This is a genomic window from Afifella pfennigii DSM 17143 (genome assembly GCF_000688515.1).
GTDB classification, from domain to species: Bacteria; Pseudomonadota; Alphaproteobacteria; order Rhizobiales; family Afifellaceae; genus Afifella; species Afifella pfennigii.
The window spans coordinates 105,626-131,532 of sequence record NZ_JHZK01000002.1 but is presented as its reverse complement, the minus strand read 5'-3'; the positions used below and the strand labels follow the sequence as shown (position 1 = coordinate 131,532).

22 protein-coding genes are annotated in these 25,907 nt (G+C 66.1%); 16 read left to right on the top strand and 6 right to left on the bottom strand.

Translation table 11 applies throughout. The annotated features are described in order from the left end of the window. Positions 1-105: 105 nt before the first annotated feature. The 8 genes from Q331_RS0102715 to Q331_RS0102680 all read left to right on the top strand — a co-directional run bounded on the left by Q331_RS0102715 (position 106) and on the right by Q331_RS0102680 (position 16,150). On the top strand, positions 106-2,112 hold the full coding sequence (locus Q331_RS0102715; RefSeq protein ID WP_051630420.1) for an alpha-1,4-glucan--maltose-1-phosphate maltosyltransferase: 2,007 nt from the start codon (positions 106-108) through the stop codon (positions 2,110-2,112). Then, entirely contained in the window at positions 2,109-5,456 is a 3,348-nt protein-coding gene (gene treS / locus Q331_RS0102710; RefSeq protein WP_026379411.1) for a maltose alpha-D-glucosyltransferase, read from the top strand. The genes Q331_RS0102715 and treS overlap by 4 nt, the downstream gene beginning before the upstream one ends. Next, the gene (gene glgB / locus Q331_RS0102705; RefSeq protein WP_026379410.1) at positions 5,453-7,672 is read left to right on the top strand and encodes a 1,4-alpha-glucan branching protein GlgB; all 2,220 of its coding nucleotides are present in this window, start codon (positions 5,453-5,455) and stop codon (positions 7,670-7,672) included. Before treS ends, glgB begins: the two co-directional genes overlap by 4 nt. Before the next feature lie 12 nt (positions 7,673-7,684). After that, on the top strand, positions 7,685-9,760 hold the full coding sequence (gene glgX / locus Q331_RS0102700; RefSeq protein WP_026379409.1) for a glycogen debranching protein GlgX: 2,076 nt from the start codon (positions 7,685-7,687) through the stop codon (positions 9,758-9,760). A gap of 22 nt (positions 9,761-9,782) precedes the next feature. Further along, positions 9,783-11,630, top strand: coding sequence for a 4-alpha-glucanotransferase (gene malQ, locus Q331_RS0102695; protein ID WP_026379408.1), 1,848 nt, complete (start codon positions 9,783-9,785; stop codon positions 11,628-11,630). 121 nt (positions 11,631-11,751) lie between these two features. Then, positions 11,752-13,035, top strand: a complete 1,284-nt coding sequence (gene glgC / locus Q331_RS0102690; protein ID WP_084174698.1) for a glucose-1-phosphate adenylyltransferase — start codon at positions 11,752-11,754, stop codon at positions 13,033-13,035. Between the two features lie 9 nt (positions 13,036-13,044). Continuing rightward, complete coding sequence (glgA, locus tag Q331_RS0102685; protein ID WP_026379406.1) at positions 13,045-14,529, top strand: glycogen synthase GlgA; 1,485 nt, start codon at positions 13,045-13,047, stop codon at positions 14,527-14,529. Continuing rightward, positions 14,519-16,150 (top strand): alpha-D-glucose phosphate-specific phosphoglucomutase, encoded by a 1,632-nt coding sequence (locus Q331_RS0102680; RefSeq protein WP_026379405.1) that lies wholly within the window; start codon positions 14,519-14,521, stop codon positions 16,148-16,150. The genes glgA and Q331_RS0102680 overlap by 11 nt, the downstream gene beginning before the upstream one ends. Before the next feature lie 205 nt (positions 16,151-16,355). Here Q331_RS0102680 and Q331_RS0102675 read toward each other — a convergent pair whose 3' ends face one another. Further along, positions 16,356-17,243 carry an MBL fold metallo-hydrolase gene (locus tag Q331_RS0102675; RefSeq protein ID WP_026379404.1) on the bottom strand — a complete coding sequence of 296 codons (888 nt, stop codon included), beginning with the start codon at positions 17,241-17,243 and terminating at the stop codon, positions 16,356-16,358. Between the two features lie 223 nt (positions 17,244-17,466). On the opposite strand from Q331_RS0102675, the gene dut reads away from it, so the two are divergent. Further along, on the top strand, positions 17,467-17,955 hold the full coding sequence (gene dut / locus Q331_RS0102670; protein ID WP_026379403.1) for a dUTP diphosphatase: 489 nt from the start codon (positions 17,467-17,469) through the stop codon (positions 17,953-17,955). Between the two features lie 16 nt (positions 17,956-17,971). On the opposite strand, the gene Q331_RS19645 is transcribed toward dut, so the two are convergent. Further along, complete coding sequence (locus Q331_RS19645) at positions 17,972-18,121, bottom strand: YqaE/Pmp3 family membrane protein (protein WP_034490844.1); 150 nt, start codon at positions 18,119-18,121, stop codon at positions 17,972-17,974. 290 nt (positions 18,122-18,411) lie between these two features. Here Q331_RS19645 and Q331_RS0102660 point away from each other — a divergent pair, with 290 nt between their 5' ends. Further along, positions 18,412-19,752, top strand: a complete 1,341-nt coding sequence (locus Q331_RS0102660; protein WP_034490842.1) for a deoxyribodipyrimidine photo-lyase — start codon at positions 18,412-18,414, stop codon at positions 19,750-19,752. A gap of 15 nt (positions 19,753-19,767) precedes the next feature. Here Q331_RS0102660 and Q331_RS0102655 read toward each other — a convergent pair whose 3' ends face one another. After that, entirely contained in the window at positions 19,768-20,595 is an 828-nt protein-coding gene (locus tag Q331_RS0102655; protein WP_026379401.1) for a C40 family peptidase, read from the bottom strand. Between the two features lie 135 nt (positions 20,596-20,730). Next, positions 20,731-20,928 (bottom strand): hypothetical protein, encoded by a 198-nt coding sequence (locus Q331_RS0102650; RefSeq protein WP_156953244.1) that lies wholly within the window; start codon positions 20,926-20,928, stop codon positions 20,731-20,733. Between the two features lie 77 nt (positions 20,929-21,005). On the opposite strand from Q331_RS0102650, the gene Q331_RS19640 reads away from it, so the two are divergent. Then, positions 21,006-21,932 carry an NAD-dependent epimerase/dehydratase family protein gene (locus Q331_RS19640; protein WP_051630415.1) on the top strand — a complete coding sequence of 309 codons (927 nt, stop codon included), beginning with the start codon at positions 21,006-21,008 and terminating at the stop codon, positions 21,930-21,932. Between the two features lie 131 nt (positions 21,933-22,063). Here the strand turns inward: Q331_RS19640 and Q331_RS23345 are convergent, their stop codons facing one another. After that, complete coding sequence (locus Q331_RS23345) at positions 22,064-22,750, bottom strand: XRE family transcriptional regulator (protein ID WP_084174666.1); 687 nt, start codon at positions 22,748-22,750, stop codon at positions 22,064-22,066. Positions 22,751-22,981: 231 nt separating this feature from the next. On the opposite strand from Q331_RS23345, the gene Q331_RS0102630 reads away from it, so the two are divergent. Both Q331_RS0102630 and Q331_RS0102625 read left to right on the top strand, forming a co-directional pair. After that, positions 22,982-23,281, top strand: a complete 300-nt coding sequence (locus Q331_RS0102630) for a helix-turn-helix domain-containing protein (RefSeq protein ID WP_026379399.1) — start codon at positions 22,982-22,984, stop codon at positions 23,279-23,281. Positions 23,282-23,324: 43 nt separating this feature from the next. Next, entirely contained in the window at positions 23,325-23,672 is a 348-nt protein-coding gene (locus tag Q331_RS0102625; RefSeq protein WP_026379398.1) for a DUF3486 family protein, read from the top strand. Positions 23,673-23,722: 50 nt separating this feature from the next. On the opposite strand, the gene Q331_RS0102620 is transcribed toward Q331_RS0102625, so the two are convergent. Next, positions 23,723-24,274 carry a hypothetical protein gene (locus Q331_RS0102620; protein ID WP_034490758.1) on the bottom strand — a complete coding sequence of 184 codons (552 nt, stop codon included), beginning with the start codon at positions 24,272-24,274 and terminating at the stop codon, positions 23,723-23,725. Between the two features lie 103 nt (positions 24,275-24,377). Here Q331_RS0102620 and Q331_RS0102615 point away from each other — a divergent pair, with 103 nt between their 5' ends. The 3 genes from Q331_RS0102615 to Q331_RS0102605 are packed head-to-tail and all read left to right on the top strand — an operon-like array spanning position 24,378 to position 25,899. Beyond that, positions 24,378-25,196 (top strand): ParB/RepB/Spo0J family partition protein, encoded by an 819-nt coding sequence (locus tag Q331_RS0102615; RefSeq protein ID WP_026379396.1) that lies wholly within the window; start codon positions 24,378-24,380, stop codon positions 25,194-25,196. Further along, a complete protein-coding gene (locus Q331_RS0102610; RefSeq protein ID WP_026379395.1) occupies positions 25,196-25,681 on the top strand; it encodes a hypothetical protein in 486 nt (161 codons plus the stop codon). The genes Q331_RS0102615 and Q331_RS0102610 overlap by 1 nt, the downstream gene beginning before the upstream one ends. After that, the gene (locus tag Q331_RS0102605) at positions 25,678-25,899 is read left to right on the top strand and encodes a hypothetical protein (RefSeq protein ID WP_026379394.1); all 222 of its coding nucleotides are present in this window, start codon (positions 25,678-25,680) and stop codon (positions 25,897-25,899) included. Before Q331_RS0102610 ends, Q331_RS0102605 begins: the two co-directional genes overlap by 4 nt. The last annotated feature ends 8 nt before the right edge of the window (positions 25,900-25,907 follow it).

Genomic DNA, 25,907 nt, shown 5'->3' with positions numbered 1-25,907 from the left:
CAAAAGGGGGCGGCTGGACGATACCGGCCAATGACATAGCTCGAGCCTTGCCGGCGCCGTGCTCAAGCGCCCAGGTTCGAAACCAACCGCCCGAATAGGGGGACCATGCAGAAAGGCCTGAAAAGCGCCGACCGTTTGTTGCTTGCGCTTGCCGACAATAGGGTCGCGATCGAAAAGGTAACGCCGGAGATCGATGGCGGCCGCTTCGCCGCCAAGGCCGCCATCGGAGAGATCGTCGTGGTGGAAGCCGATATCTTCTGCGACGGCCACGACATCATCGATGCCGCGCTCCTTACCCGTCGCAAGGGCGAGGCGGCCTGGCGCGAGACGCCGATGCATCTCTTCGACAACGACCGCTGGCGCGCCGCCTTCTCGCCCTGCGAGAACACCACCTACGAATACACAATCATGGCCTGGCGCGACCTCTTCGCCAGCTGGCGCGCGGAGACCGCCAAGAAGCACGCCGCCGGCCAGGACATCGCCGTGGAGCTCAACGAAGGCGCCCGGCTTCTGACCAAGACGCTGACGGAGAGCGAGCGGCTTAACCCGGAGGCCCGGGCGGGGCTGCAGATCGCGGCGGAGGAGCTGAAGGCCATCGCCGAGACGGGCGAGCAATTCTCGCATCTGATGGACGAGCGGCTGATGGAGACGATGCGCGCCGGCGGGCTGCGCACCAACGTCTCCTATTACGCCCGCGTGCTGGAGCTCATCGTCGACCGCAAGCGCGCCGCCTTCTCCGCCTGGTACGAGCTCTTCCCGCGCTCCATGTCGGACGATCCGGCACGGCACGGCACCTTCCAGGACGTGATCAGGCACCTGCCCTATGTGCGCGATCTGGGCTTCGACGTCCTCTATTTCCCGCCCATCCACCCGATCGGCCGCAAGAACCGCAAGGGCCGCAACAATTCGCTGACGCCGAGCCCGGACGATCCCGGCAGCCCCTACGCCATCGGCGCGCAGGAGGGCGGGCACGACGCCATCCATCCGGAACTCGGCACATTTGAGGATTTCGAGCGGCTGGTGGAAGAGGCGAAGGCGCACGGGCTGGAGATCGCGCTCGACTTCGCCATCCAGTGCGCGCCCGACCATCCCTGGATCAAGGAGCATCCGGAATGGTTCGACTGGCGACCGGACGGCACCATCAAATACGCCGAGAACCCGCCGAAGAAATACGAGGACATCGTCAACGTGCATTTCTACCGCGAGGCCATTCCGGGCCTGTGGTACGCGCTGCGCGACGTCGTGCTCTTCTGGGTCGGCCACGGGGTGAAGATCTTCCGCGTCGACAACCCGCACACCAAGCCGCTGCCCTTCTGGGAATGGCTGATCGCGGAGGTGCGGGGCGAGCATCCGGAGGTGATCTTCCTGTCGGAGGCCTTCACCCGGCCCAAAATGATGAAGCGGCTCGCCAAGCTCGGCTTCACCCAATCCTATTCCTACTTCACCTGGCGCAACACCAAGGAAGAGCTGACGGAATATCTGAGCGAGCTGACGACGACGGAATGCCGCCACTTCATGCGGCCGAACTTCTTCGTCAACACCCCCGACATCAACCCCTTCTATCTGCAGCAGAGCGGACGGGCCGGCTTCCAGGTGAGGCTGTTCCTGGCCGCCACCCTGTCGCCGAACTATGGTGTCTATAATGGCTTTGAACTCTGCGAGGCGGCGGCGATCCCAGGCAAGGAGGAATATCTCGATTCGGAAAAATACGAGATCCGCGCCTGGGACTATGACCGCCCCGGCCATATCAAGGACGATATCCGGCGCCTCAACGATCTGCGCAACCGCCATCCGGCGCTGCAGCAATTCGCCAATCTGAAATTCTATAACGCCTATAACGACGCCATTCTCTATTACGCCAAATTCACCGACGACCTCTCCGACTTCCTGCTCTTTGCGGTCAATCTCGACCCGCAGAACGCGCAAGGGGCGCAATTCGAGGTGCCGCTGTGGGAATTCGGCCTTTCCGATACGGCGCCGATCCTTGGCGAGGATCTGGTGGTTTCGCGCCGCTTCGTCTGGCAGGGCAAGATGCAGCATCTTTGGCTCAACCCGTCGGAGCGCACCTATGCCGTCTGGCGCCTGATGGCACCGCAGGAGCGGCCGGCATGAACGAGGCGAGCCCGACAACGCTGACCGGAACCGCTCCCAAGCCCGGCCAGGCCAAGGCCAACCGGCTGGACGGCGTCATCGATCGCTCCGACAGGGAATGGTACAAGGACGCCATCATCTACCAGCTGCACATCAAGGCGTTCCTGGATTCCAACGGCGACGGCGTGGGCGATTTCCAGGGCCTCATCCAGCGGCTGGATTATATCGAGAGCCTCGGCGTCACCGCCATCTGGCTGTTGCCCTTCTATCCCTCGCCGCTGCGCGACGACGGCTACGACATCGCCGATTACCGGGCGATCAATCCCGCCTACGGCACGATGCGCGACTTCCGGCGCCTGGTCGCAGAAGCCCATAAGCGTGGCCTGCGCATCATCACCGAGCTGGTCATCAACCACACCTCCGACCAGCATCCCTGGTTCCAGCGGGCCCGCAAGGCGAGGCCCGGCTCGGCGGCGCGCAACTATTATGTGTGGAGCGACACCGACCAGAAATACCAGGGCACGCGCATCATCTTCCTCGACACGGAGACCTCCAACTGGACCTGGGACCCTATGGCGGAGGCCTTCTTCTGGCATCGCTTCTATTCCCACCAGCCGGACCTCAACTTCGACAATCCGCGGGTGCTCAAAGAGGTGCAGTCGGTGATGCGCTATTGGCTCGATATGGGGGTGGACGGGCTGCGGCTCGACGCCATCCCCTATCTGGTGGAGCGCGACGGCACCAACAACGAGAACCTGCCGGAGACGCACGAGGTCCTGAAGAAGATCCGCGCCGAGCTCGACGCCCATTACGGCGACCGCATGCTCCTGGCGGAGGCCAATCAATGGCCGGAGGACACCCGCCCCTATTTCGGCGAGGGCGACGAATGCCACATGGCGTTCCACTTCCCGCTGATGCCGCGCATGTATATGGCGCTCGCCCAGGAAGACCGGCACCCGATCACCGACATCATCCGCCAGACGCCCGACATTCCCGAACCCTGCCAATGGGCGATCTTCCTCAGGAACCACGACGAGTTGACCCTTGAGATGGTGACCGATCTGGAGCGGGACTATCTCTGGCGAACCTACGCCTCCGATCAGAAGGCGCGCATCAATCTCGGCATCCGCCGCCGCCTGGCGCCGCTGTTGCAGAACGACCGGCGCAAGATCGAATTGATGAACGCGCTCCTGCTTTCCATGCCGGGCACGCCCGTCCTCTATTACGGCGACGAGATCGGCATGGGCGACAATTACTTCCTCGGCGACCGCGACGGCGTCAGGACGCCCATGCAATGGTCCGCCGACCGCAATGGCGGCTTCTCGCGCGCCAATCCGCAGCAGCTCTATCTGCCGCCCATCCAGGACCCGATCCATGGCTACGAGGCGGTCAATGTGGAGGCGCAGCAGAGCGACCCTTCCTCGCTGCTGAATTGGATGCGGCGCATGGTCAATGTGCGAAAACAGCACAATGCATTCGGCCGTGGGGAGATGACGTTCCTGTATCCCGGCAATCGCAAAATCCTCGCCTATATCCGCAGTCATGGCGACGAGCACATTCTTTGCGTGGCCAATCTCTCGCGCTCGGCCCAGGCGGTGGAACTCGAGCTTTCCCGCTTCCGCCACAAGGTCCCGGTGGAGCTTTCCGGGCATTCCGCCTTCCCGGCGATCGGCGAATTGCCCTATATGCTCACCCTGCCGGGCTACGGCTTCTTCTGGTTCCTTCTGACCGATGAGACGGAAGTTCCCAAATGGCACATACCCGCGCCCGATGTGATGCCCGAATTCATTACCGTGACGACCCGCTCCGACCTTTCGGCGGCCCTTGCGGGACGCGACCGCAAGCATCTGGAGACAGATACGCTGCCGGAATTCCTGCACCGCCAGCGCTGGTTCGCCGGCAAGGGCGCTGAAATCGTCGACGTGGCGCTGACGCAGCTTGCCACGCTGGCCGAGGGCCGCGTGGCGCTGGCGGCCGTCGACGTGACGCCCGAGGCGGGCGAGAAGCAGCGCTACTTCCTGCCGCTTTCGGCGCTGTGGGGTGAGGAAAACCTGCATTTCGGCGCGCCGAAGCTCTCCTATACCCTCGCCAAGATCCGCCGCGGGCCGCAGGTCGCGGCGCTCGTCGACGCCGCCTTCGACGAGGAGTTCACCCGCACCCTCTTGAGCGCCATGGCGCGCGGTGAGAACGTTGCCGCCGAAGACGGCGTCATCGCCATGGAAGGCCATGCGGAGCTGGCGGAGGCCGCCAAGGAAGAGGACGTGCATCCGCTCGGGGTGGAGCAGTCCAACGTCTCCGTGCTCGTCGGCGAGAAGGCCCTTCTGAAGATCTATCGGCGCCTCAGACAGGGCGAGCAGCCGGAAATCGAGGTCGGCCGCTTCCTGACCGAGACCGCCGGCTTCGACAACACGCCGCAGCTCCTCGGCACCGTGGAGTATCGTCCCGACGACGGCGAGCCGACGGCGCTCGCCGCCGCCTTCTCCTTCGTGCGCAACCAGGGCGACGGCTGGTCGGTGCTGGTGGACGCGCTGGAGCGCGACCTTGACGCCACGGCGCTGGCCACCACACCCGCTTTCGACCGGCCGGCGGGAGCGATCCCCTTCGGCCATCCGCTCGACCTGCCGTGGCGCATGGGCATCCGCACCGCGGAGATGCATCTGGCCCTTACGACGCCGTGCGAGGAGGCGGCCTTCAAGGTGGAGCCGGTGGGCGCGGACGATGTCGCCGCCTGGGCCAAGGACGCCGCCCGCCTCGCGGAGGCCGCCATCGACCGGCTGAAAGCCGCCGCGCCGACGCTGCCGGCGGCCACGCAAGCGACCATCGAGGCGCTGGCGGAAAAACGGTCGGCGGTGCTTTCAGAACTGTCGGAGCTCGCCGCCAGCCCGCCTTCCGGCGGTAAGTCGCGCATCCATGGCGACTACCATCTCGGCCAGGTGCTGATCAGCCAGGCCGATATCGTCATCATCGACTTTGAGGGCGAGCCGCAGCGCTCACTGGCGGAGCGCCGGGCCAAGTCTTCGCCCCTGCGCGATGTCGCCGGCATGCTGCGTTCCTTCGACTACGCCGCCGAGGCCGCCGAGCGGCGCTTCCTGTCGCGCCACGCCGACGAGCCGGAAGGCGTGCGCGAGCGCGCCCTTCTGTGGCGCGACAAATCGGTCTCCGATTTCCTCGCCAGCTATTTCAGCCGCATGGACGGGGCGCCGACATTGCCCAAGGAGCACGAGGCGAGGGAACGGCTCCTGCGCCTCTTCCTCCTGCAGAAGGGCTTTTACGAGCTCCACTACGAGACCGCCAACCGCCCGGATTGGATCGACATCCCCCTCCGCGGCGTTCTTGACCTCATGAACACGAAGGCCAGCGCATGAACCTTTCGCGCATCCAACAGCCTGTCGCATTTCCCGAAATCGATCGCCGCGCCGTTCGCCTGCTGATCGAAGGGGGCCAGAGCGACCCCTTCGCCCTGCTCGGCCCGCATCAAAGCGAAGGCGGCATCACCATCCGCGCCTATCATCCGGGAGCCGAACGCGCCGAGGTGCTGAGCGCCGACGAGATGAGCGTGCTTGCGCAGATGGAGCCGCTCGACGTCGGCTTCTTCGCCGCCTTCCTGCCGGGCGCGGTGCTGGACCAGCCCTATCGCCTGCGTTTCTTCGTCGGCGAGGCTTCCTGGACGGCCGGCGATGCCTACCGTTTCCCGCCGCTTCTCGGCGAGCTCGACCTGCATCTTATCGGCGAGGGGCGCCATCGCCGCCTCTACGAGAAGCTCGGCGCCCATCCGACGACGCTGGAGGGGGCGGAAGGAACGGCCTTCGCCGTCTGGGCGCCCAATGCCCGCCGCGTCTCCGTCCTCGGCGGCTTCAACGATTGGGACGGGCGCCGCCATGTCATGCGCAAGCGGCACGAAGGCGGTATCTGGGAGCTGTTCATTCCCGATATCGGCCCCGGCGAGCTCTACAAATACGAGCTCATCTCCGCAGAGGGCCGCCGCCTGCCCTTGAAGGCCGATCCCTTCGCCTTTTCGCAGGAGGCACCGCCCTCCACGGCCTCGCGCGTCGCCGGCCTGCCGGAGCGGGCCTGGAGCGACGCGGCCTGGATGGAAAGGCGCAAGGCCAGGAACGAGCACAATGCGCCGATCTCCATCTACGAGGTGCATCTGGGCTCCTGGCGGCGCCAGGAGGATGGCGGCTTCCTCAGCTACCAGGCGCTGGCCGATGAACTGGTACCTTATGTCAAAGAGATGGGCTTTACCCATATCGAGCTGTTGCCGATCTCCGAGCACCCCTTCTCCGGCTCCTGGGGCTACCAGCCGATCGGCCTTTATGCGCCGACGGCGCGCTTCGGCACGCCGGAGGAATTCGCCCGCTTCGTGGAGCGCTGCCACGAGGCCGATATCGGCCTCATCATCGACTGGGTGCCGGCGCATTTTCCCACCGACGAGCACGGGCTTGCCCGTTTCGACGGCACGGCGCTCTACGAGCACGCCGATCCGCGCCAGGGCTTTCACCGCGACTGGAACACGCTCATCTACAATTTCGGCCGCACGGAGGTGCGCAACTTTCTGGAGGCGAACGCGCTCTACTGGCTCGACGAGTTCCATATCGACGGGCTGCGCGTCGATGCCGTCGCCTCCATGCTCTATCTCGACTACAGCCGCGAGCCCGGCGAATGGGTGCCGAACGTGCATGGCGGGCGCGAGAACCTGGAAGCCATCGCCTTCCTGCGCAACATGAACACCGACGTCTTCGGCGCCTTCGCGGGCGCCACCACCTTCGCGGAGGAATCCACGGCCTGGCCGGGCGTGTCGCGGCCGGTGGAGACGGGCGGGCTCGGCTTCGGCTTCAAATGGAACATGGGCTGGATGCACGACACGCTCTCCTACATCCAGAACGACCCGGTGCACCGCCGCTATCATCACCATCAGATGACCTTCGGCCTGCTCTACGCCTTCTCGGAGAATTTCGTCCTGCCGCTCAGCCATGACGAGGTGGTGCACGGCAAAGGCTCCATGCTCGGCAAGATGCCGGGCGACACCTGGCAGCGCTTCGCCAACCTTCGGGCCTATTACGGCTTCATGTGGACGCATCCGGGCAAGAAGCTCCTATTCATGGGCGGCGAGATCGCCCAGGAGCGCGAATGGGGCCATGACGGCGCGCTCGACTGGCACCTTCTGGAAGACCAGCACCATGCCGGCGTGCAGCGCCTGGTGCGCGACCTCAACTGGCTCTATCGCGAAACGCCGGCGCTGCATCAGCGCGACTGCGAGCCGGCCGGCTTTCAGTGGATCGACGCCTCCGACGCCGATCAGAGCGTCTTTTCCTATCTCCGGCGCGGCGAGGAGCCCGACGAGGTCGTCGCCGTCATCTGCAACTTCACTCCCGTGGTGCGCGAGGGCTACCGGATCGGCCTGCCCTTCGCCGGTCGCTGGGAGGAACGGCTCAATACCGACGCCGCCATCTATGGCGGCTCCAATGTCGGCAATGGCGGGGCCGTTCATGCCAGCGAGGAAGCCTGGCATGGACAGCCGGCCTCCGTCGCCCTAACCCTTCCACCGCTTGGCGTGCTTGTTCTCAAGTACCAGCGTTAGGGGGTTCAGCGCATGACGCGGCTTCGCGTGGAGCCAGGGACGCCGCACCCGCTGGGTGCGACCTGGAACGGCTCCGGGGTGAACTTCGCTCTCTTTTCGGCCCATGCGGAAAAGGTGGAGCTCTGCCTTTTCGACCGCCAGGGGCGGCGCGAATTGGAGCGCATCGCCCTGCCGGAATACACCCATGAGGTCTTTCACGGCTATTTTCCCGACATCCGCCCCGGACAGCTCTACGGCTACCGTGTCCACGGGCCTTACGCGCCCAAGGAAGGGCATCGCTTCAATCCCAACAAGCTGTTGATCGACCCCTATGCGCGGGCGCTCTCGGGCGAGTTGAAGCGCCCGGACCATTGCTTCGGCTACCGCATCGCCTCCGGCCGGGAGGACCTTTCCTTCGACCGGCGCGATTCGGCGCGCGTCATGCCCAAATGCGTGGTCGTCGACCCGGCCGTCACCTGGGGGCGCGACATCGCCCCGAAAGTGCCCTGGGCCGATACCATCATCTACGAAGCGCATGTGAAGGGCATGACCGCCCGCCACCCGGAGGTAGCAGAGCCTCTGCGCGGCAGCTTCGCGGGGCTGACCAATCCCGACGTGATCGAGCATCTCACCAAGCTCGGCGTCACCGCTATCGAGCTGATGCCGGTCCAGGCCTTCTTCGACGACGATTTTCTCCTCAAGAAGAACCTGTCCAACTACTGGGGCTACAACACCATCGCCTTCTTCGCCCCGGCGCCGCGCTACATCTCGCCGGGGGCGAATTTCCACGAATTCAAGCTGATGGTGCGCAAGCTGCACGAGGCCGGCATCGAGGTCATTCTGGATGTCGTCTACAACCACACCGCGGAGGGCAACCATCTCGGCCCGACCCTTTCCTTCCGCGGCATCGACAATGCCAGCTATTACATGCTCGCCGACGATCCGCGGCACTATTACGACACGACCGGCACCGGCAACACGCTCAATCTACGTCATCCGCGGGTCTTGCAGATGGTCACAGATTCCCTGCGTTACTGGGTCGAGGAATGCCATGTCGACGGCTTCCGCTTCGATCTGGCCACCGCGCTCGGGCGCGAGCGCGAAAGCTTCTCCCACGATGCGGTCTTCTTCGACACCATCCGCCAGGACCCGATCCTGTCGCGGGTGAAGCTCATCGCCGAGCCCTGGGATATCGGCCCGGACGGCTATCAGCTCGGCAACTTCCCGCCGGGTTGGGCGGAGTGGAACGGCGCCTATCGCGACGTGACCCGCAGCTACTGGAAGGGCGACGACGGCGCCCTGCCGGACCTGGCGCGCGGTCTGCTCGGCTTCGCCGACCTGTTCGAGCGCCGCGGCCGCAAACCCTGGGCCAGCGTCAACTTCGTCACCGCCCATGACGGCTTCACGCTCACCGATCTCGTCTCCTACAATGACAAGCACAACGAGGCGAACGGGGAAGGCAATCGCGACGGCCACGACGACAACCGCTCCTGGAACGGCGGCGTGGAAGGGCCGACGGACGATCCGGCCATCGCGGAGCTGCGCGACCGGCAGCGACGCAATTTCATCCTGACGCTGCTCCTGTCACAGGGCACGCCGATGCTTCTGATGGGCGACGAGCAGGGCCGCAGCCAGGGCGGCAACAACAACGCCTATTGCCAGGACAACGAGACGAGTTGGATGCAATGGGAGGGGCTGGGGCCGCGCGAGACGGCGCTGCGCGAATTCACCGCCCGCGTCGTCGCCTTCCGCCGCCTGCACCCGCTCTTGCGCCAGACGCAGTACCTGCACGGCGAGGCGGTGCAAAGCCGGGGCGTACCGGACGTGCAATGGCTGAAGCCGGAAGGCGGCGTCATGGGCGAGGCGGAATGGCAGGACCATCTGCGCAAGGCGGTCGGGCTGATGCTCTCCGGCGAGGAGGCAACGAGCCTGCTTATCCTTTGCAACGCCGCGCCGAACGATACCGACTTCGACCTGCCCGCCATTTCCGGCTCAAAACGCTGGCGGCGCGTCATTGAGACCTTCTCCGGCGAGATCGGCGGGGCCGAATACGAGCCCGGAACGCGGCTGCACCTGCCCTCGCGCTCCATGATCGTGCTGGAAGGCTGATACTGGCCCGGGAGGCTGCAAGATGGATGCAACCCTCAACCACCTTGCCTGGGCGCACGGCATCGAGACGACCTATTTCGCCCTTTCCGGCGAGAAGGTGGAAGCGGAGCCGCAAACGCTTTCGGCGCTCCTTACCGCCCTCGGCGTCGATCCGGGGGCGACGCCTTGCGGCGAGGGGCTGAGGCCGACGCTCGGCGGACTGGAAGGCCCGGGGCGGGCCTGCTTCGTGCCGCCCTCCCTGGAAGAAGGGCGCGCCTGGGGCGTCACCTGCCAGCTCTACGGCCTCAACACCGCCCGCAACTGGGGGATCGGCGATTTCGCCGACCTTGCCGCGCTCGCCGAGCGGCTGGCCGCCAGCGGCGCCGACTTCGTGGGCCTCAATCCGCTGCACGCCCTCTTCCTGGCCATGCCGGAGCGCGTCAGCCCGTTCTATCCCTCCAGCCGGCGCTTCTTGAACCCGCTCTATATCGCCGTCGACGAGGTGCCGGGCTTTGAGGCGGGCGACGCGCCGCCGACCGAATGGCTGCAAGCGGCGCGCGCCGCCCCGCTCGTCGACTATGCGGGCGTGACGCGCCACAAGCTGGCGGCGCTGTGGCGGCTGTTTCAGCGGCGCAAGGCAGAGATCGAGACCGATGCGGACTTCGCCGCCTTCCGTGAGGCGGGCGGCGAGGCGCTTTTCGACCATGCGCTGTTTGAGGCGATCTCGCTCGGCGGCCACGCCTCGGCAGCTCCCGCCGGCTGGCATGTCTGGGACGAGGACTTCAAGCGCCCCGCCAGCGACACGGTAAAGGCCTATGCACGCGACCACGGCGAGGCGGTGCTCTTCCAGATGTGGCTGCAGTTCCTTGCCGAGACGCAGCTCGGCAAGGCCCAGGCACGGGCGCTGAAGGCCGGCATGCGTATCGGGCTCTACCTCGACCTCGCCGTCGGCGTCGCTCCGGACGGATCGGCCACCTGGACCGATGGCGGCGTCACCTTGAACGGCGTCACCGTCGGCGCGCCGCCCGATTTCTTCAACGCCCACGGCCAGGATTGGGGCCTCGCCCCGCTGTCGCCGGAAGCGCTGCTGAAAGCCGAGCTGAAGCCCTTTTTCAGCCTCATCGCCGGCCTCATGCGCCACGCCGGGGCGATGCGCATCGACCATGTGATGGGGCTCTACCGGCAGTTCTGGATCCCGCAGGGCGCCTCGCCGGAAAAGGGTGCCTATATGCGCTTTCCGCTGGCCGCGCTGCTCGGCGCCCTCGCCGACATCTCGCAGGCGGAGCGAACGCTGGTCGTCGGCGAGGATCTGGGCGTGGTGCCGGAAGGCTTTCGCGAGGTGATGCAGGAGGCCGCCCTGCACGCCTATAAGGTCTTCCTGTTCGAGCGCGAGGGCGAGCGCTTCCGCGCGCCGCAGGAATATCCGCGCGCCGCGCTCGCCTGTCTCACAACCCACGATACGGCCAGCCTCGCCGGCTGGTGGAGCGGGCACGACCTCATCGTGCGCCGCGACCTCGGCCTGCTTGACGAGGAGAGCCTGCGGGGCGCGCAGGAGGCGCGCATGGGCGAGCGCCAGGCCGTCTACCGGCTGCTCGCCGAGCAGGGCCTTGCCGACGGGCTGGAAGGCATGGAGGAGGGCTGCGAAAGCCACACGGCGGAAATCCTCTTGCGCCTGCACGCGCTCGTCGCTCGCGCTCCCTCGCGGCTTTTCGCGCTCGCCCTTGAGGACATGGCCGGCATCGCCGACCAGCCCAACGTGCCGGGCACCATCGACCAGCACCCGAACTGGCGCCGCCGCCTGCCGGTCGACGTCTTTCAGCTCTGCGCCCGGCCGGACTTTCAGCGCATCGCGGAGACGCTGGCGCGCGAGCGGCCGCGCCCCCCGGCATGATATTCGGGCTCGGGGCGGGCATTAGGCCGCAAGGAGCGAGGCGGCTTGAGCGCTGGCACGCTTCGGCCCATTGTGCGAACAGGCGATGCGCCGGCCCGGCGCCGCGAGGGGGGAGATCGTCATGACCCGAATCGATCCTGACGCGCTCGGTGGCAGGCTTGCCCGGCGTACCATGGCCTTCGTGCTCGCCGGCGGGCGCGGCAGCCGGCTGATGGAGCTGACCGATACCCGCGCCAAGCCGGCCGTCTATTTCGGCGGCAAGAGCCGCATCATCGATTTCGCTCTCTCCAACGCGCTCAATTCCGGCATCAAGCGCATCGCCGTCGCCACCCAGTACAAGGCGCACAGCCTCATCCGCCATCTCGGCCGCGGCTGGAACTTCTTCCGCCCCGAACGCAACGAGACCTTCGACATCCTGCCCGCCTCGCAGCGCGTGGCGGAGGACAAATGGTATGTCGGCACCGCCGACGCGGTGACGCAGAACATCGATATCATCGAGGACTACGACCCGGAGCTGATCATCGTCCTGGCGGGCGACCATGTCTACAAGATGGATTACGAGATCATGCTCGCCCAGCACGTCAACAGCGGCGCCGACGTCACCGTCGGCTGCATCGCCGTGCCGCGGCGGGAAGCCACCGGCTTCGGCGTCATGCATATCGATGCTTCCGATCGCATCGTCGATTTCGTGGAGAAGCCCGCCGACCCGCCCGGCATGCCCGACAATCCGCAGATGGCGCTCGCCTCCATGGGCATCTATGTCTTCCACACCAAGCACTTGTTCGAGCATCTGAAGCGCGACGCGGAGGATGCCGATTCCAGCCACGATTTCGGCCGCGATATCATCCCCTATATCGTCAAGCACGGCAAAGCGATCGCCCACCAATTCTCCGAATCCTGCGTCATGTCGGGGGCGGAGCCGGAGCCCTATTGGCGCGACGTCGGCACCGTCGACGCCTTCTGGGAGGCCAATATCGACCTCACCGACTTCGTGCCCGGCCTCGACCTCTACGACCAGGACTGGCCGATCTGGACCTATAGCGAGGTCACCCCGCCGGCGAAGTTCGTGCATGACGAGGACGGACGCCGCGGCACGGCGACGAGCTCGCTCGTCTCCGGCGCCTGCATCATCTCCGGCTCGCATATCGACAAATCCCTGCTCTTCACCGGCGTGCACGCCCATTCCTACAGCCAGCTCTACAAGGTCGTGGCGCTGCCGCATGTCGTCATCAACCGGCATGCGCGGCTGAAGAACGTCGTCATCGACCGCGGCGTCGTCATCCCGCGCGGCCTCATCGTCGGCGAAGATCCGGAAGCGGATTCGCGCTATTTCCGCCGTACCGAGGACGGCGTCTGCCTCATCACCCAGGCGATGATCGACCGCTTGCCGGGCGTGGCTTCGTAGGGGCCGTTCTTGCCGCGCATCCTCTTCGTCGCCTCCGAATGCTATCCGCTGGTGAAGACCGGCGGGCTCGCCGATGTCGTCGGCGCCCTGCCGCTCGCCCTGGCGAGCCAGGGCATCGACGTGCGCGTGCTCCTGCCCGCCTATCCGCAGGTGCGCGAGGCGCTTTCGGGCGCGGCGCGGCTGCCGCTTCCCGCCGGACCGGTGCTCGGCGAGGAGGGCGCGCTTCTCGCCGCCACCACCGAGACCGGCCTCAAGATTCTCGCCCTCGACCTGCCGCGCCTCTACCGGCGAAAGGGCAATCCCTATACGGCGCCGGACGGCGGCGACTGGCCGGACAATCATCGCCGCTTCGGCGCCCTGTCGCGGGCCGCCGCCGACATCGCCGAGAAGGGCGTTGCCGCCTGGCGGCCGCAGCTCGTGCACGCGCATGACTGGCAGGCGGGCCTGGTGCCGGCCTATCTGAAGGCCGACAAGGCCGGCGCGGCCAGCCTCTTCACCATCCACAACATCGCCTTCCAGGGCGTCTTTCCGGCCAGGGAGCTTTCGCCCCTTGGCCTGCCGGCGAGCTTCTTTCACCGCGAGCGCATGGAGTTCTGGGGACAGATTTCCTACCTCAAGGCCGGCATCGCCATGGCCGACAAGGTCTCCACGGTGAGCCCGACCTATGCCCGCGAGTTGCAGAGCGCGGAATTCGGCTGGGGTCTCGACGGGCTCATCCGCCATCGTGGCGCCGATGTCCTCGGCATCCTCAACGGCATCGACCGCAAGGTGTGGGACCCAGCGAAAGACCCGTTCATCGCCGCGCCCTTCTCGGCGACATCCTTCAAAGGCAAGGCCGCCAACAAGCGCGCCCTGCAGGAAAGCTTCGGCCTCCAGCCGGAGCCGGAGACGCCGCTTTTCTGCGTCATCAGCCGGCTGACGGAACAGAAGGGCATGGACCTTCTCCTTTCGAACCTGGAGCATCTTCTCTGGCGCGGGGGACAGCTCGCCGTCCTCGGCAGCGGCGAGGCGAAGCTGGAGAGCGCCTTCGCGGAGGCGGCGCGGCGCCATCCGGGCCGCGTCGGCGTCAGGATAGGCTACGACGAGGCGCTGTCGCACCTTCTCCAGGCGGGCGCCGACGCCATCCTCATTCCCTCACGCTACGAGCCCTGCGGGCTGACGCAGCTCTACGGCCTGCGCTACGGCACCCTGCCGGTGGTGGCGCGCACGGGCGGGCTCGCCGATACCGTCATCGACGCCAATCCGGCGGCCTTGCAGGCGGGGGCGGCGACCGGCATCACCTTCGCCCCGGTCACCGCGGAGGCGCTGCGCCACGCACTCGACCGCGCCTTCGCGCTCTATGGCGACCGCCGCGCCTTTCGGGCCGCGCGCAAGGCGGCGATGGGCCTCGATTTCGGCTGGGCGGCCTCCGCCCGGCTCTACAGCCAGCTCTACCGGCAGATCCTCACCGCGAGGCGCCGAGCACATAAGGGGGAGAAAGCGCATGGACATTGAGACCGTGCCGGCGGAGCCGATCGCCGGCCAGAAGCCGGGCACGTCGGGCCTGCGCAAGAAGACGAAGGTCTTCCTGAAGCCCGGCTATCTGGAGAACTACATCCAGGCGATCATCGACGGGATCGGGGGCGTCGCAGGCGGAACTTTCGTCATCGGCGGCGACGGGCGCTACGGCAACCGGCGGGCGATGCAGACCCTGATACGCATGCTGGCCGCCAACGGCGCGCGCCATCTCATCATCGGGCGCGAGGGCCTGTTGTCGACGCCGGCCGCCTCCTGCCTCATCCGCAAGCGCCAGGCCGATGGCGGCTTCATCTTCTCCGCCAGCCACAATGCCGGCGGCGAGGACGGCGATTTCGGCCTCAAATACAACATCGCCAATGGCGGACCGGCGCCGGAGGCGGTGACCGCCGCCATCTACGAGGCGACAAAGACCATCGCCTTCTACCGCATCGCGGAAATGGCGCCGGTGGACCTTGCCAAGATCGGCACGAGCGAGCGCGACGGCATGAGCGTCGAGGTTGTCGATCCGGTCGCCGACTACGCCGCGCTGATGGAGGAGCTGTTCGATTTTGAGGCGATCGCGGCGCTGTTTTCAGAAGGCTTCACCCTCAGCTACGACGCCATGAACGCCGCCACCGGCCCCTATGCCAAGGCGATCCTGGAGGAAAGGCTCGGCGCGCCGGAAGGCACCGTCGTCAACGGCGAGCCGCTCGCCGATTTCGGCGGCCTGCATCCCGATCCCAATCCCGTCCATGCCAGAAAGCTTTTTGAGCTGATGGCCTCGCCGGAGGCGCCCGATATGGGCGCGGCTTCCGACGGCGACGGCGACCGCAACCTGGTGCTGGGGCCGGGGCTGCCGGTCTCGCCCTCCGATTCCATCGCCATCCTTGCCGCCAACGCGCATCTGGCGCCCGGCTACGCCAAGGGCCCGGTCGGCCTTGCCCGCTCCATGCCCACGAGCCGGGCGCTCGACCGGGTGGCGGAGCGGCTCGGCGTGCCGCTGTTTGAGACGCCGACCGGCTGGAAGTTCTTCGGCAACCTGCTCGATGCCGGCAAGATCACGCTCTGCGGCGAGGAGAGCGCGGGGGCAGGTTCGGACCATGTGCGCGAGAAAGACGGGCTCTGGGCGGTGCTCTTGTGGCTCAACATCCTGGCACGGCGCAAGGAGACCATCCCGGAGATCGCCCGCACGCATTGGGCGCTGTTCGGGCGCAACTATTACACGCGCCACGATTACGAGGCCCTCGACACCGAAAGCGCCGAGGCGTTGATGGCGGAGCTTTCGACCAGGCTGCCGGAGCTGGCGGGAACGAGCGCCGGCACGCTCACCGTGGAGGCGGCCGACGACTTCGCCTACCGCGATCCCATCGACGGCTCGCTTACCGAGCATCAGGGGCTGCGCATTCTGTTTTCCGGCGGCGGGCGCGCCGTCTTCCGCCTTTCCGGCACCGGCACGGAGGGCGCGACCCTGCGCGTCTATCTGGAGCGCTTCGAGGCCGACGCCGAAAAGCACGGCCTCGACCCGCAGGAAGCGCTGAAACCTATCTTGGAAGCTGCGCGCGAGGTCGCCCGCATCAAGGCGCATATCGGCCGCACCCACCCGGACGTCATCACCTGAGCGCACCCGACTGTCATGAAAGGCGCCCGCGCCGCTCACCGCTAAGCGGCTCACCGCTAAGCCCCTCACTGCCAAACTGTCGTCATTGCCGGGCTTGACCCGGCAATCCATTCCACTCTCAGCTCGGTGAAAGGCTGAGGAATGGATGCCGTGGGTCAAGCCATGGCATGGCGACGAAATCGCGCCTTGGAACGCGCCTGCCCGCCTATCCCCAGGCCGCGCCTTCAAGCGCATCGAGCGGGATTTTCAGGTAACGGCGGCCGTTTTCCTCCGGCTCCGGCAGGCGGGCGCCGTTCATATTGACCTGCAGGGCGGCGAGGATGAGCTTGGGCATGGGTAGCGTCGCGTCGCGCGCCTCGCGCAGCTTGACGTATGCCTCCTCCGTCTTCGCCTCCACCAGATGCTTGTTCTTCGCCTTCTGCTCGGCGACGGTCGATTCCCAGGCCGCCTCGCGACCGCCCGGACGATAATCGTGGCCGGTGAAGAGCCGGGTCTCGTCGGGAAGCGCCAGGATCTGTTGGATCGACTGCCACAGCCGCCTGGCGCTGCCGCCGGGAAAATCGGCCCGCGCCGTGCCGAAATCGGGCTGGAACAAGGTATCGTGAACGAAGGCCGCGTCGCCGATGACATAGGTGATGGAGGCCAGCGTATGGCCCGGCGAGAACATCACCCGGGCATCGATATTGCCGACCTTGAAAGGCTCGCCCTCGGCGAAGAGACGGTCCCATTGCGAGCCGTCGGCTGGAAAGTCGGGCCAGTTGTAAATCCCCTTCCACAATTCCTGCACATCGGCGACATGCTCGCCGATGGCGGTCGGCGCGCCGGTCTTCTCCTTCAGATAGGAGGCGGCGGAGAAATGGTCGGCATGGGGATGGGTATCGAGTATCCACTCGACGCTAAGACCCTTTTCGGCGACGAACTTCAAAATCCTGTCGGCGTTGATGGTGGCGGTGGCCCCGGACTTCTCGTCGAAATCGAGAACCGGATCGATGATGGCGCAGCGCTTCGTCTCCGGGTCCGCCACCACATATTGCACGCTGAAGGTGCGCTCGTCGTAGAAGCCGGTTACCTCCGGCCTTGCTTTCTCGCTCATGGGGTCCTTTCCCTGTCTGGCCGCAGCAACATGGTTCACATTCTCGTTTGTGCAACTGTGCGGGCTCGTTTGCGCAACTGTGCGGGCTCGTTTGCGCAACTGTGCGGGCGGCGTTGCGGGGAAAGCCGGGACGACATCGCCGCCGGGCCAATAGGCGCTTGACCCGGCGAGGGCGCGGCGCGAGGTCGTCTCGGCAAGCTCCCTCGCCCCGGATCGAATCGCCATGAACGTCGAGTTTCACCCGCCTGTCGAGATCAAGATCCTGGATGCGCGGCTGCGGCAATGGGGGCTTCCGGCGCATCATTCGGATCTTGCCGCCGGGCTCGATCTGCGCGCCTGCCTGGATGAGCCCCTGTCCTTGCCGGCCGGCGCGCCGGCGGAGCTGATCCCCGCCGGCATCGCCGTTTCCATCGCCAATCCGGGCATCGCCGCCCTCATCGTGCCGCGCTCCGGCTCCGGCCACAGGAAGGGGCTGGTGCTCGGCAATACCGTGGGGCTCATCGACGCCGATTATCACGGGCCGATTCTTCTCAGCGCCTGGAACCGCAACGCGGCCGGCACGGCGCCGATCGTGATCGAGCCGGGCGAGCGCATCGCCCAGATGGTCTTCACGCCGGTGCTGCGGCCGCGCTTTGTGGAGGTGGAGGAGTTCTCGGCGACGAGCGTCCGCGGGGCCGGCGGCTTCGGCTCCACGGGGAGCGCGGCCGGTTAAGCGAAACCGGCACGCCTCAGCGGCGCAGGATGACCCAGACGGCGTGAATGATGCCCGGCACGTAGCCGAAGAGCGTCAGAATGATGTTCAGCCAGAAATGCAGGCCAAGGCCGACCTGCAGGAAGACGCCGAGCGGCGGCAGGAGGATGGCCAGGAGGATACGCAGAACGTCGCCCTTGTTGCTATCGGCGGGGTGATGCGCATCGTGGCGGACGGGATGGTGGGTGTCGTGAGCCATCAAGCTCTCCTTCTTTTCTCGTCTCGTTGTCTCGTCTCGCCAGGCCGTGTCTTGCCCTTCCGGGCACGGCGTTGGCGGGTGTTGCGTTACCGGCACAACTCGCCCGCGTGGGAACCGTTCCCGCTCTTTGGCCGTCATCAGGCGAGCGCGACAAGCCGAAGATGCTCGCCATATGGGGGCTGCAAGGCGGCAAGAAGAGTGGACGCTAGGAGGTGAAGGTGCCGCAGGAGAGCTCGCGCCAGATCTGGCTGAACGGCAAGACGCCCGGCAAGGGCCGCTTCGTCCTTTACTGGATGGACCGGGCGCAAAGGGCGGAGCTCAACCACGCGCTGGAAGCGGCCGTCATCATCGCCGACCGGCAGGATTGCCCGCTGCTCGTCGTGCTGCGCCTCGGCGGCGAGGAGCCGGCGATCACGGCCCGGCAGGCCGCCTTCATGGCCGAGGGGCTGCAAGAGCTCGCCGCGACGCTCGACGAGCGCGGCATCGCCTTCCGCATCCTGCCGAGCGCGGAGGAAGAGGCCTTCGCGAAGCTTCTGGACCAGGCGGTCGCGGCCGTCACCGATGTCGGCTATCTGCGCTACCACCGGCAAAGGCGCGACTGGCTCGGCGAGAACGCTCCCTGCCCGGCTCTCGCCGTCGATACCGATTGCGTCGTGCCGGTGGAGGTGGCGAGCGACAAGGCCGAATACGCCGCCCGCACCATCCGCCCCAAGATCCACCGCCAGTTGGAGCGCTTCTTGAAGCCGCTCGAGGTCCGGACGCCGAAGAACGCGTTCTCCGGCATCTCTCTGCCCGAGGGCATCGATCCGGCCGACGTGAAGGCGGTCGCCATGGCCGCCGGCAGCGGGGAGCCGGAGCCGGCCGGATGGATCAAGGGCGGATACTTTGAGGCGGCCGCGCGGCTGACGCGCTTTCTCGCCCACGACCTTGCCCGTTACGACGAGGAACGCTCCGACCCGAACGCGGAGCGCGTCTCCCATCTTTCGCCCTATCTGCGTTTCGGCCAGATATCGCCGGTGGAGATCGCGCTGAAGGCGCGCGCCGCCAAGGCCGACGCCGCCTCCTTCCTGGAGGAGCTCATCGTGCGGCGCGAGCTTGCCGCCAATTGGTGCCACTACCGCGGCGACTACGATCGCTACGACGCGCTGCCGCAATGGGCGCGCTCCACGCTCGAAAGGCATGCGGAGGATGCCCGCGATCCCGGCTACAGCGCGGCGGAGATGGAGGCGGCGAAGACGGGCGACGAAGCCTTCAACGCGGCGATGCGGCAGATGAAGGCAACCGGTTACCTGCACAACCATATGCGCATGTACTGGGCCAAGCAGATCCTGCGCTGGGCCTCCAGTCCCAAATACGCGCTGGCGACGATCGTCGACCTCAACAACCGCTATTTTCTCGACGGCGGCGACCACAATTCCTTCGCCAACAACCTGTGGGCGCTCGGCCTGCACGACCGGCCCTTCCAGGAGAACGAGGTCTACGGCACGGTGCGGCCGATGACGCGGAGCGGCCTGAAGCGCAAATTCGACGTGAGCGCCTATATCCGCGGCGTGGAATGAAGCGCGGCGCCGAGATTATGCGGCGGAAGCCGGCTCGGCCGCCTTACGCGCCTTTTCCGGCTCCTCCGGCGGCGCGCCCTCGGCCCAGGTGAGGCGCTTGTAGTTGAAGCCCGACTGCAAGGTCGGCTTGACGACGGCGAAATAGGGCGAGAGGTCGAAGTCGCGCGGGGCGAAGAGCGAATGGTGGCGGATGAAATAGATCTCCCGCCGCTTGCGCCAGATGCCCGGCCGGCCGCGATCCTCGCGGCGCACCACGGGAAGGATCGGATAGCCGACCTTCTGGTAGGCCTCGGCGATCAGCGAGGAGCAGATGGCGCGCGTCGGATCGCCTGAGCCGAAGGAGATCGCCCGCCGCCGCCAGCGCGCCGGCAAGGGCAGCGGCAGGAAATAACGCATCAGATCGAAGATGTTCTTCATGTCGTATTGCAGGCCGAGCTTGCCGATCATGAACTCGGTCACCTTCTTGCGGTCACCGGAGGAAAGGCCGCTCGGCCGGCAGATGCGCACATTGTAGGTGGCGTAGCGCGACAAGGGCACGGAGACGCAGCCATCGCTGGCATCGACCTCGATCAGGCAATGCGGCTCGCCGTCCGGCCCGGCCGTATCCGGCAGGTCGCCGACAAAGAGCGCCGAATGCGACCAGGTGGACTGGGTGAGATACTTCACCACCTGCGAGATGTAGGCCCGACCTTCCACCAGCACGATGTCGCCCGGCTTCAAGAGACGGCGCAGCTCGGCCGGCTCGAAGGTGGCATAGGTATCGTAACTGCCGGTCTCCGCCTCCAGCCAGCGGGCGAGGCGGTGGCCGATCCGGTCAAGAAGCGTGGCGGTTCCGCGACTCATCGTTGCAAGAAGAGGCCCGCGGCGAGCCGTCCGTCAAGAGGCGGCGCCCGGGCGAAACCTGGCGCGGCGGGCCTGCAGGAGCCGGGGGCTTTCATTGCCACGGTGGTGTGGCCGGAAAGCAACCGATCTTAACCTTCATTCGCGAAGGATCGCGGCGAGCAAGGCACGGGCCGCGCCCGAGTTCAGGCGCGCGAGCGATAGCGCCTGCCGAAGACCATCTTGCAGCTCAACCTTGCGAGCCGGCCGCAGACAGAGCCCGGGCTTGCCTGCCGGAGGCAATTGGCCGATGTGCTTCAGGCGTTCAGAAACGACGCGACGCGTGCCTTCGCCCACCACCCGGCTTTCCTTTCACCGGGAACGGAGGTCTTGGAGAGCGCTCGTCCACATCCCCATTCGTTCAGGCAGCAGATATGAAGACGATCATATTCGGCGCATCCGGCTTCATCGGGCGCGCTGTCACCGCAGCCGCCGCCGCGCAGGGTCACGAGACCTTCGGCATCGTGCGTTCCGAAAGGAGCGCCGACCTCGTGCGCAAGGCCGGCGGCACACCGATCCTCGGAGACCTGACCGGGCCGGAGACATGGCGCGCCGCGGTGGAGCAGGCCGACGCGGTGATCCAGGCGGCTGCCGCCTTCGACACCGATCCGGCCGCGGCCGAGGAGCCGTGGCTTGAGGCGATGTTATCCTTGAACAGGCCGCAAGGCGTGCCGCTGCGCGTGGTCTATACGGGCGGTTGCTGGCTCTATCCGGCGCGCACGAGCCCGCCCATCGACGAGGCGACGCCCTTCGATCCGCTTCCCGCCTTCGCCTATATGGCGAAGAACCGCGCCAGGCTTCAGGCCGGCGGCCTCAACGTCGTCACCGTGCATCCGGGCATCGTGTGGAGCGAAACCGGCGGCTTTTTCGGCGCGTATGCCGCAGCGCTCCGCGAGGGGAGCCCGATCGAAATCGTCGGCTCGGCAGAGGTGTCTTGGCCGTTGGTGCATGTGGAGGATCTGGCGGCGCTCTATCTTCTCGCCCTGGAGCGCGCAGAGCCGGGGACCGACTATCTCGGCGTCGTCGATGCCGGCGTCAGCGTGGAGCGACTGATCGGCCGCGTGGAGGAGGTTTGCGGCATGGCGGCCGTCACCAAGGCGATACCTCTGGAACGCGCCATCGCCGAGCACGGCGCGTGGATCGCCGGCCAGGCGCGCTCGCAACGCATCGAGACCCAAAAGGCGGCGACGGAGCTTCGATGGCGGCCCGAACGGGCGTTTTTCGCGCAGATGTGTAACGCGCAAGATCAGGTGAGATTTGCGGGATTACCCGGAACGACCCTGTATCCTGCGGAAAAGTAGCAGACGGATCAGGCGGATAGGGGAGGCGGAGGGCTATCGCGCCGAAAAGCGGGCGCGCAAGAACAAGTGCGCCAGGGGAGCCGAGAACGGCTGCGGCGCGCAAGAACACATGCGCCCGCCCGGCAGGACCGTCAAATCTCGCGGCCGAACCACATGACGCGGCCGGCGATGCGTAATTCGTGAGCCTCCGCCGCCGGGACGATCTCGTCCTCGTAATGGGCGGCCGGGTTGTCGCTCTTGAGGATGACGCTGCCGTCGCGGCGCAGCTGCACGCGCTTCACCAGTAGCAGTCCTCCATAGACGACGACGTAGATGCCGCTGTCGACGACCATCTCGATCGAGGTGTCGACAATGAGCGTGTCGCCGCTGCGGATCGTCGGCTCCATGGAATCGCCCTTCGCCGTCAGCATGCGCGCGCCGGCCGGATTGATATGCCTTGCCCGCAGCCAGCGCGGGGACAAAGCGATTTCGGCGCTAACCGCCTCTGAATCGACGACGGCGCCGGCTCCCGCAGCTGCCTGGACGTCAATTTTCGGGATCAGCGCGAAGCCCTCAGCGCGTACCTCCGGAGTCTTTGAGAGACGCTGACTTTCGTTCTCACCGTCGCGGAGAGCCGCTCCAGTAAGCAACCAGTGCAGATCCGCGCCGAGCTCGGCCAAAGACGCGAGAACGCGTGCACCCGGCGAGCTCTTCCCCGCCTCGTAGTTCTCCCACGAGGTTTTTGAAACGCCTACGGCAGCAGCCATTTCACGCTGCGATAGCGCCAGGCGCTTTCTTTCTGCGGCCAACCTGCCCGATAAATCTTGGGCGATCATCATATTGAAACGATCACCCCCAACTCTGACCCGTTGTCAGAGTTCTGGCCAATCAATGTAGAGCGCACGAAAGTGCCGCAAAACCAGCGAGATAGGGAGCGCCGTGAAGACGGTTGGGCTATTGCGAACTCTGACCAAAGAAACATGGTTGACTGCCAAATTTTCATTGGGCATTGTCGCCCAACATAAGTTGCAACCGCCCGCGATTCGGCGCGGACGAGCACAGGAGCTCTCATGGCCCAACCTGTCTGGGACCGTCACGCGATCGCCGCAGAGGTGAAGCGATCCGGCCTCACGCTCACAGGCATCGCCCGCGATGCCGGGCTCTGGGACGCGGCATGCCGGGAAGCTCTGGTCCGCAGCCAGCCTTCAGGGGAGCGCGCTCTCTCGGAGGCGCTGGGCATCCCCCTCGAAGAGCTTTTTCCCGACCGATACGCCAGCCAGAAGAGCAAGGGTGACAATACCCACAACGGTCGTGGTCGCAAAAGGCAAAAGCGCGAGCGCGCCTCCGACAAGATCGAGGCGCGCACATGAGGATGCCGTCGGCGCGCCTGGCCATCGCTCCAAAGGTGCGGTGATGGCACGCCTTTCCTCCATCCAGACCATTCCGGACGAGGCGCTCGGCGCCGTCCAATGGGCCTTCGAGCGGATCGTTGAACGACGCATGACGCAGAAGGCGGTGCTGGAAGGCCTCAACGAGCGCCTCGCGCCGTACGGGATCAAGGCCTCCAGATCGAGCTTCAACCGGTATGCCGGCAGAGTGCTCGACGGGAAGGTCCAAAGACCGGAGGTCTTGCTGCCGGCAGCGGAGGGCGCAGTCTTCGCACCCATCTTCCGAGAACGCCTCAGCCGCGCCGTCGGCGCCGCTGCCGCTCAGCGGATCGAGATCGCGATGCTCGCCCTCTGCGAGGGAGGAGAGGCATGACGGGCAGTCTCCACGCAGGCGAATGGCTGGCGAGCCTTATGATGGCTCATTCAGGTGTCAAAGACGTCGAAGTCCGTGCGAGCGCGACTGCTCCGCACCTCCATGGTCTTATCGTTTTCGATCCAAACCTCGGTCGCGCAGCGTGGGCACTTGTAGGCGTCCGCGTGGAACTCCTCCTTCGCGACGTTGAGATAAGACTTCTCTCGCGCCTCGAAGCATTTGGGGCAAAGCAGGTAGCTCGCGTGTTTGGCGTCGGGGTCTCCCTGGGGAATATAGCAGAGCGTGTGCTTGGCCGCCGCCACCCGTTTGTAGTTGCCCGCATCCGCATCAAAGCGATCGTACCGGGCAATCGTCTCATTCAGGCGAACAATTTCCTTCTTCAGCGCCTCGCCCGCGCTCTGGCACGCAAAGTGCTCCTGCTGGGCACGAAGAAGCTGTGCCTGGAGATCTATCAGGGGCGACAGCAGAGCATTCTGCTCGCCGCTCTTCTTGCCGCTTCCGATCACGCCGACCAGCCCCTTTACCGCGTCGAGTGCAGCTCTGATGGCGTCGCCGCCGGCAGTGGCCGTTTCAAGCCAGCTCTTAGCCTGTTCGGCGTCCATCACGTGCCCTCCGTCACCGTCATCCAGTTCCTGCGGCCCGCCGGTTCGGGCGCGGCCGACCAGGTACGCACGGCTCAATCTCCGTCGCGCAGCGAGTATCATCGTGATTGAGAAGATCGACGTCGCCAAGATCGACACGGCCGGCCGGCTCCGGCATGTGCGGCCCGAGCGCGCCGCCGCCATGGCAGAAAGCATCGCCGAGCACGGCCAGCTCTCGCCGATCAAGGTGATCGAGCGCGCGGACGGCGGCTATCGCCTCGTCTTCGGCGAGCATCGGCTCGCCGCGGTGCGCGACCATCTCAAATGGCCGCAGATCACGGCGGAGGTCATCCCGGAGACGTCCTTCGGCGACGAGGCGGACCGGCAGATCGAAGAGATCGTCGAGAACTTCGTCTCCTTCCCGCTCACCGTTCTGGAAGAGGCGGTGGCGCTTGCGACCTGGAAGGACCTTTACGAGGCGCGAAACAACACGGCTGGGCGAGGTGGGCGTCGCTCAAGGAAGACCGAGGCAGAGCAAAACGAAAATTTTTCGTTTTGCTTCTCTGAAGCTGCGGCCGTGACACTGGGATGCTCTGAGCGCAAGGTCCAGTTCACGATCAAGATCGCCCGCGGGATCGCCTCAGAGGTGCGCGCCCGGATATTCGACCATCGCATCGCCGACCATCAAGGCGAGCTTCTGGCACTCGCCGCAGAACCCGAGGCGCGGCAGGCGGCGATCGCCGACATTCTTCTGGCGGAGGATGCCGAGGCGGAGAGCGTCGCCGAGGCGATCGCCATCCTCGACAGGCTGCCCAAGCCGCGCGTCGCGCCAGCCTACGAGAAGCTCTCGGAGAGGTTTGCGAAGCTGACGCCTCGCGAGCAGCATGCGTTTTTCGCGCTGCATCGCGACGCGATCGAGACCTGGCTGGCGGAGACGCGCTGATGCCACGCCCGCGGGACCCGCTCACGCTCGACCTCTTCGACTGGGAGCCGCCGGCCATGACCGTCGGCTACGGCGAAGACGTTACCGGGCGGGGACCGCTGGACCTCCGCATTTCCCGGCTCCTCGCCAAGGCGCTGCAGGACATGCGCGACGAGGGGATCGACCGCGGTGAGATCGCGCGGCGCATGAGCGAGCGTCTCGGCCGCTCCGTCTCCAAGGAGATGCTCTACAAGTGGTCCTCGCCCGGATCGAGCGAGCACCGGATCACGCTCGACGCCTTCGCGGCGCTCATCGCCGTCACCGAGAGATGGGAGCTTCTCGGCGTCCTGCCGGGCCTCTTCGGCTACGCCGTCGTTTCCGATGACTGCCGAGAGATCATCCGGCTCCACCAGATGAAGGAGCGCCGGCAGACGATCGCGCAGCATAGCAGCGCGATCGATGCGGAAATCGCCGCGCTCGAAACGCGGATGCGGGGGCGGCGATGAAGCATTCCCTCACCGCACAGATCGAGGAAGTGGAGTTCGAGATCAGGCAGCGAGGCGGCGTCTATACCCGCCTGGTCGCTTCGCGCCGCATGCGGCAGTCGGTTGCCGATTTGCACATGGCGCGCATGCAGGCCGTCCTCGCCACGCTGCGCTGGCTGCAGACCAACGAGGGAGAGGTCCGCGCCTTCGTCGCCTCGCGGAAAGGGAGCGAGGCATGAGCGAAAGA

Bases quoted from the DNA above. Each gene is read 5' to 3' on its own strand.
- glgC (WP_084174698.1), top strand. From the start codon at position 11,752: ATGACCCGAATCGATCCTGACGCGCTCGGTGGCAGGCTTGCCCGGCGT.
- Q331_RS0102610 (WP_026379395.1), top strand. From the start codon at position 25,196: ATGCCACGCCCGCGGGACCCGCTCACGCTCGACCTCTTCGACTGGGAG.
- Q331_RS0102680 (WP_026379405.1), top strand. From the start codon at position 14,519: ATGGACATTGAGACCGTGCCGGCGGAGCCGATCGCCGGCCAGAAGCCG.
- Q331_RS0102630 (WP_026379399.1), top strand. From the start codon at position 22,982: ATGGCCCAACCTGTCTGGGACCGTCACGCGATCGCCGCAGAGGTGAAG.
- Q331_RS0102605 (WP_026379394.1), top strand. From the start codon at position 25,678: ATGAAGCATTCCCTCACCGCACAGATCGAGGAAGTGGAGTTCGAGATC.
- glgB (WP_026379410.1), top strand. From the start codon at position 5,453: ATGAACCTTTCGCGCATCCAACAGCCTGTCGCATTTCCCGAAATCGAT.
- Q331_RS0102675 (WP_026379404.1), bottom strand. From the start codon at position 17,243: ATGAGCGAGAAAGCAAGGCCGGAGGTAACCGGCTTCTACGACGAGCGC.
- Q331_RS0102715 (WP_051630420.1), top strand. From the start codon at position 106: ATGCAGAAAGGCCTGAAAAGCGCCGACCGTTTGTTGCTTGCGCTTGCC.
- Q331_RS0102625 (WP_026379398.1), top strand. From the start codon at position 23,325: ATGGCACGCCTTTCCTCCATCCAGACCATTCCGGACGAGGCGCTCGGC.
- Q331_RS0102655 (WP_026379401.1), bottom strand. From the start codon at position 20,595: ATGAGTCGCGGAACCGCCACGCTTCTTGACCGGATCGGCCACCGCCTC.
- glgX (WP_026379409.1), top strand. From the start codon at position 7,685: ATGACGCGGCTTCGCGTGGAGCCAGGGACGCCGCACCCGCTGGGTGCG.
- malQ (WP_026379408.1), top strand. From the start codon at position 9,783: ATGGATGCAACCCTCAACCACCTTGCCTGGGCGCACGGCATCGAGACG.
- treS (WP_026379411.1), top strand. From the start codon at position 2,109: ATGAACGAGGCGAGCCCGACAACGCTGACCGGAACCGCTCCCAAGCCC.
- Q331_RS19640 (WP_051630415.1), top strand. From the start codon at position 21,006: ATGAAGACGATCATATTCGGCGCATCCGGCTTCATCGGGCGCGCTGTC.
- Q331_RS23345 (WP_084174666.1), bottom strand. From the start codon at position 22,750: ATGATGATCGCCCAAGATTTATCGGGCAGGTTGGCCGCAGAAAGAAAG.
- Q331_RS0102620 (WP_034490758.1), bottom strand. From the start codon at position 24,274: ATGGACGCCGAACAGGCTAAGAGCTGGCTTGAAACGGCCACTGCCGGC.
- dut (WP_026379403.1), top strand. From the start codon at position 17,467: ATGAACGTCGAGTTTCACCCGCCTGTCGAGATCAAGATCCTGGATGCG.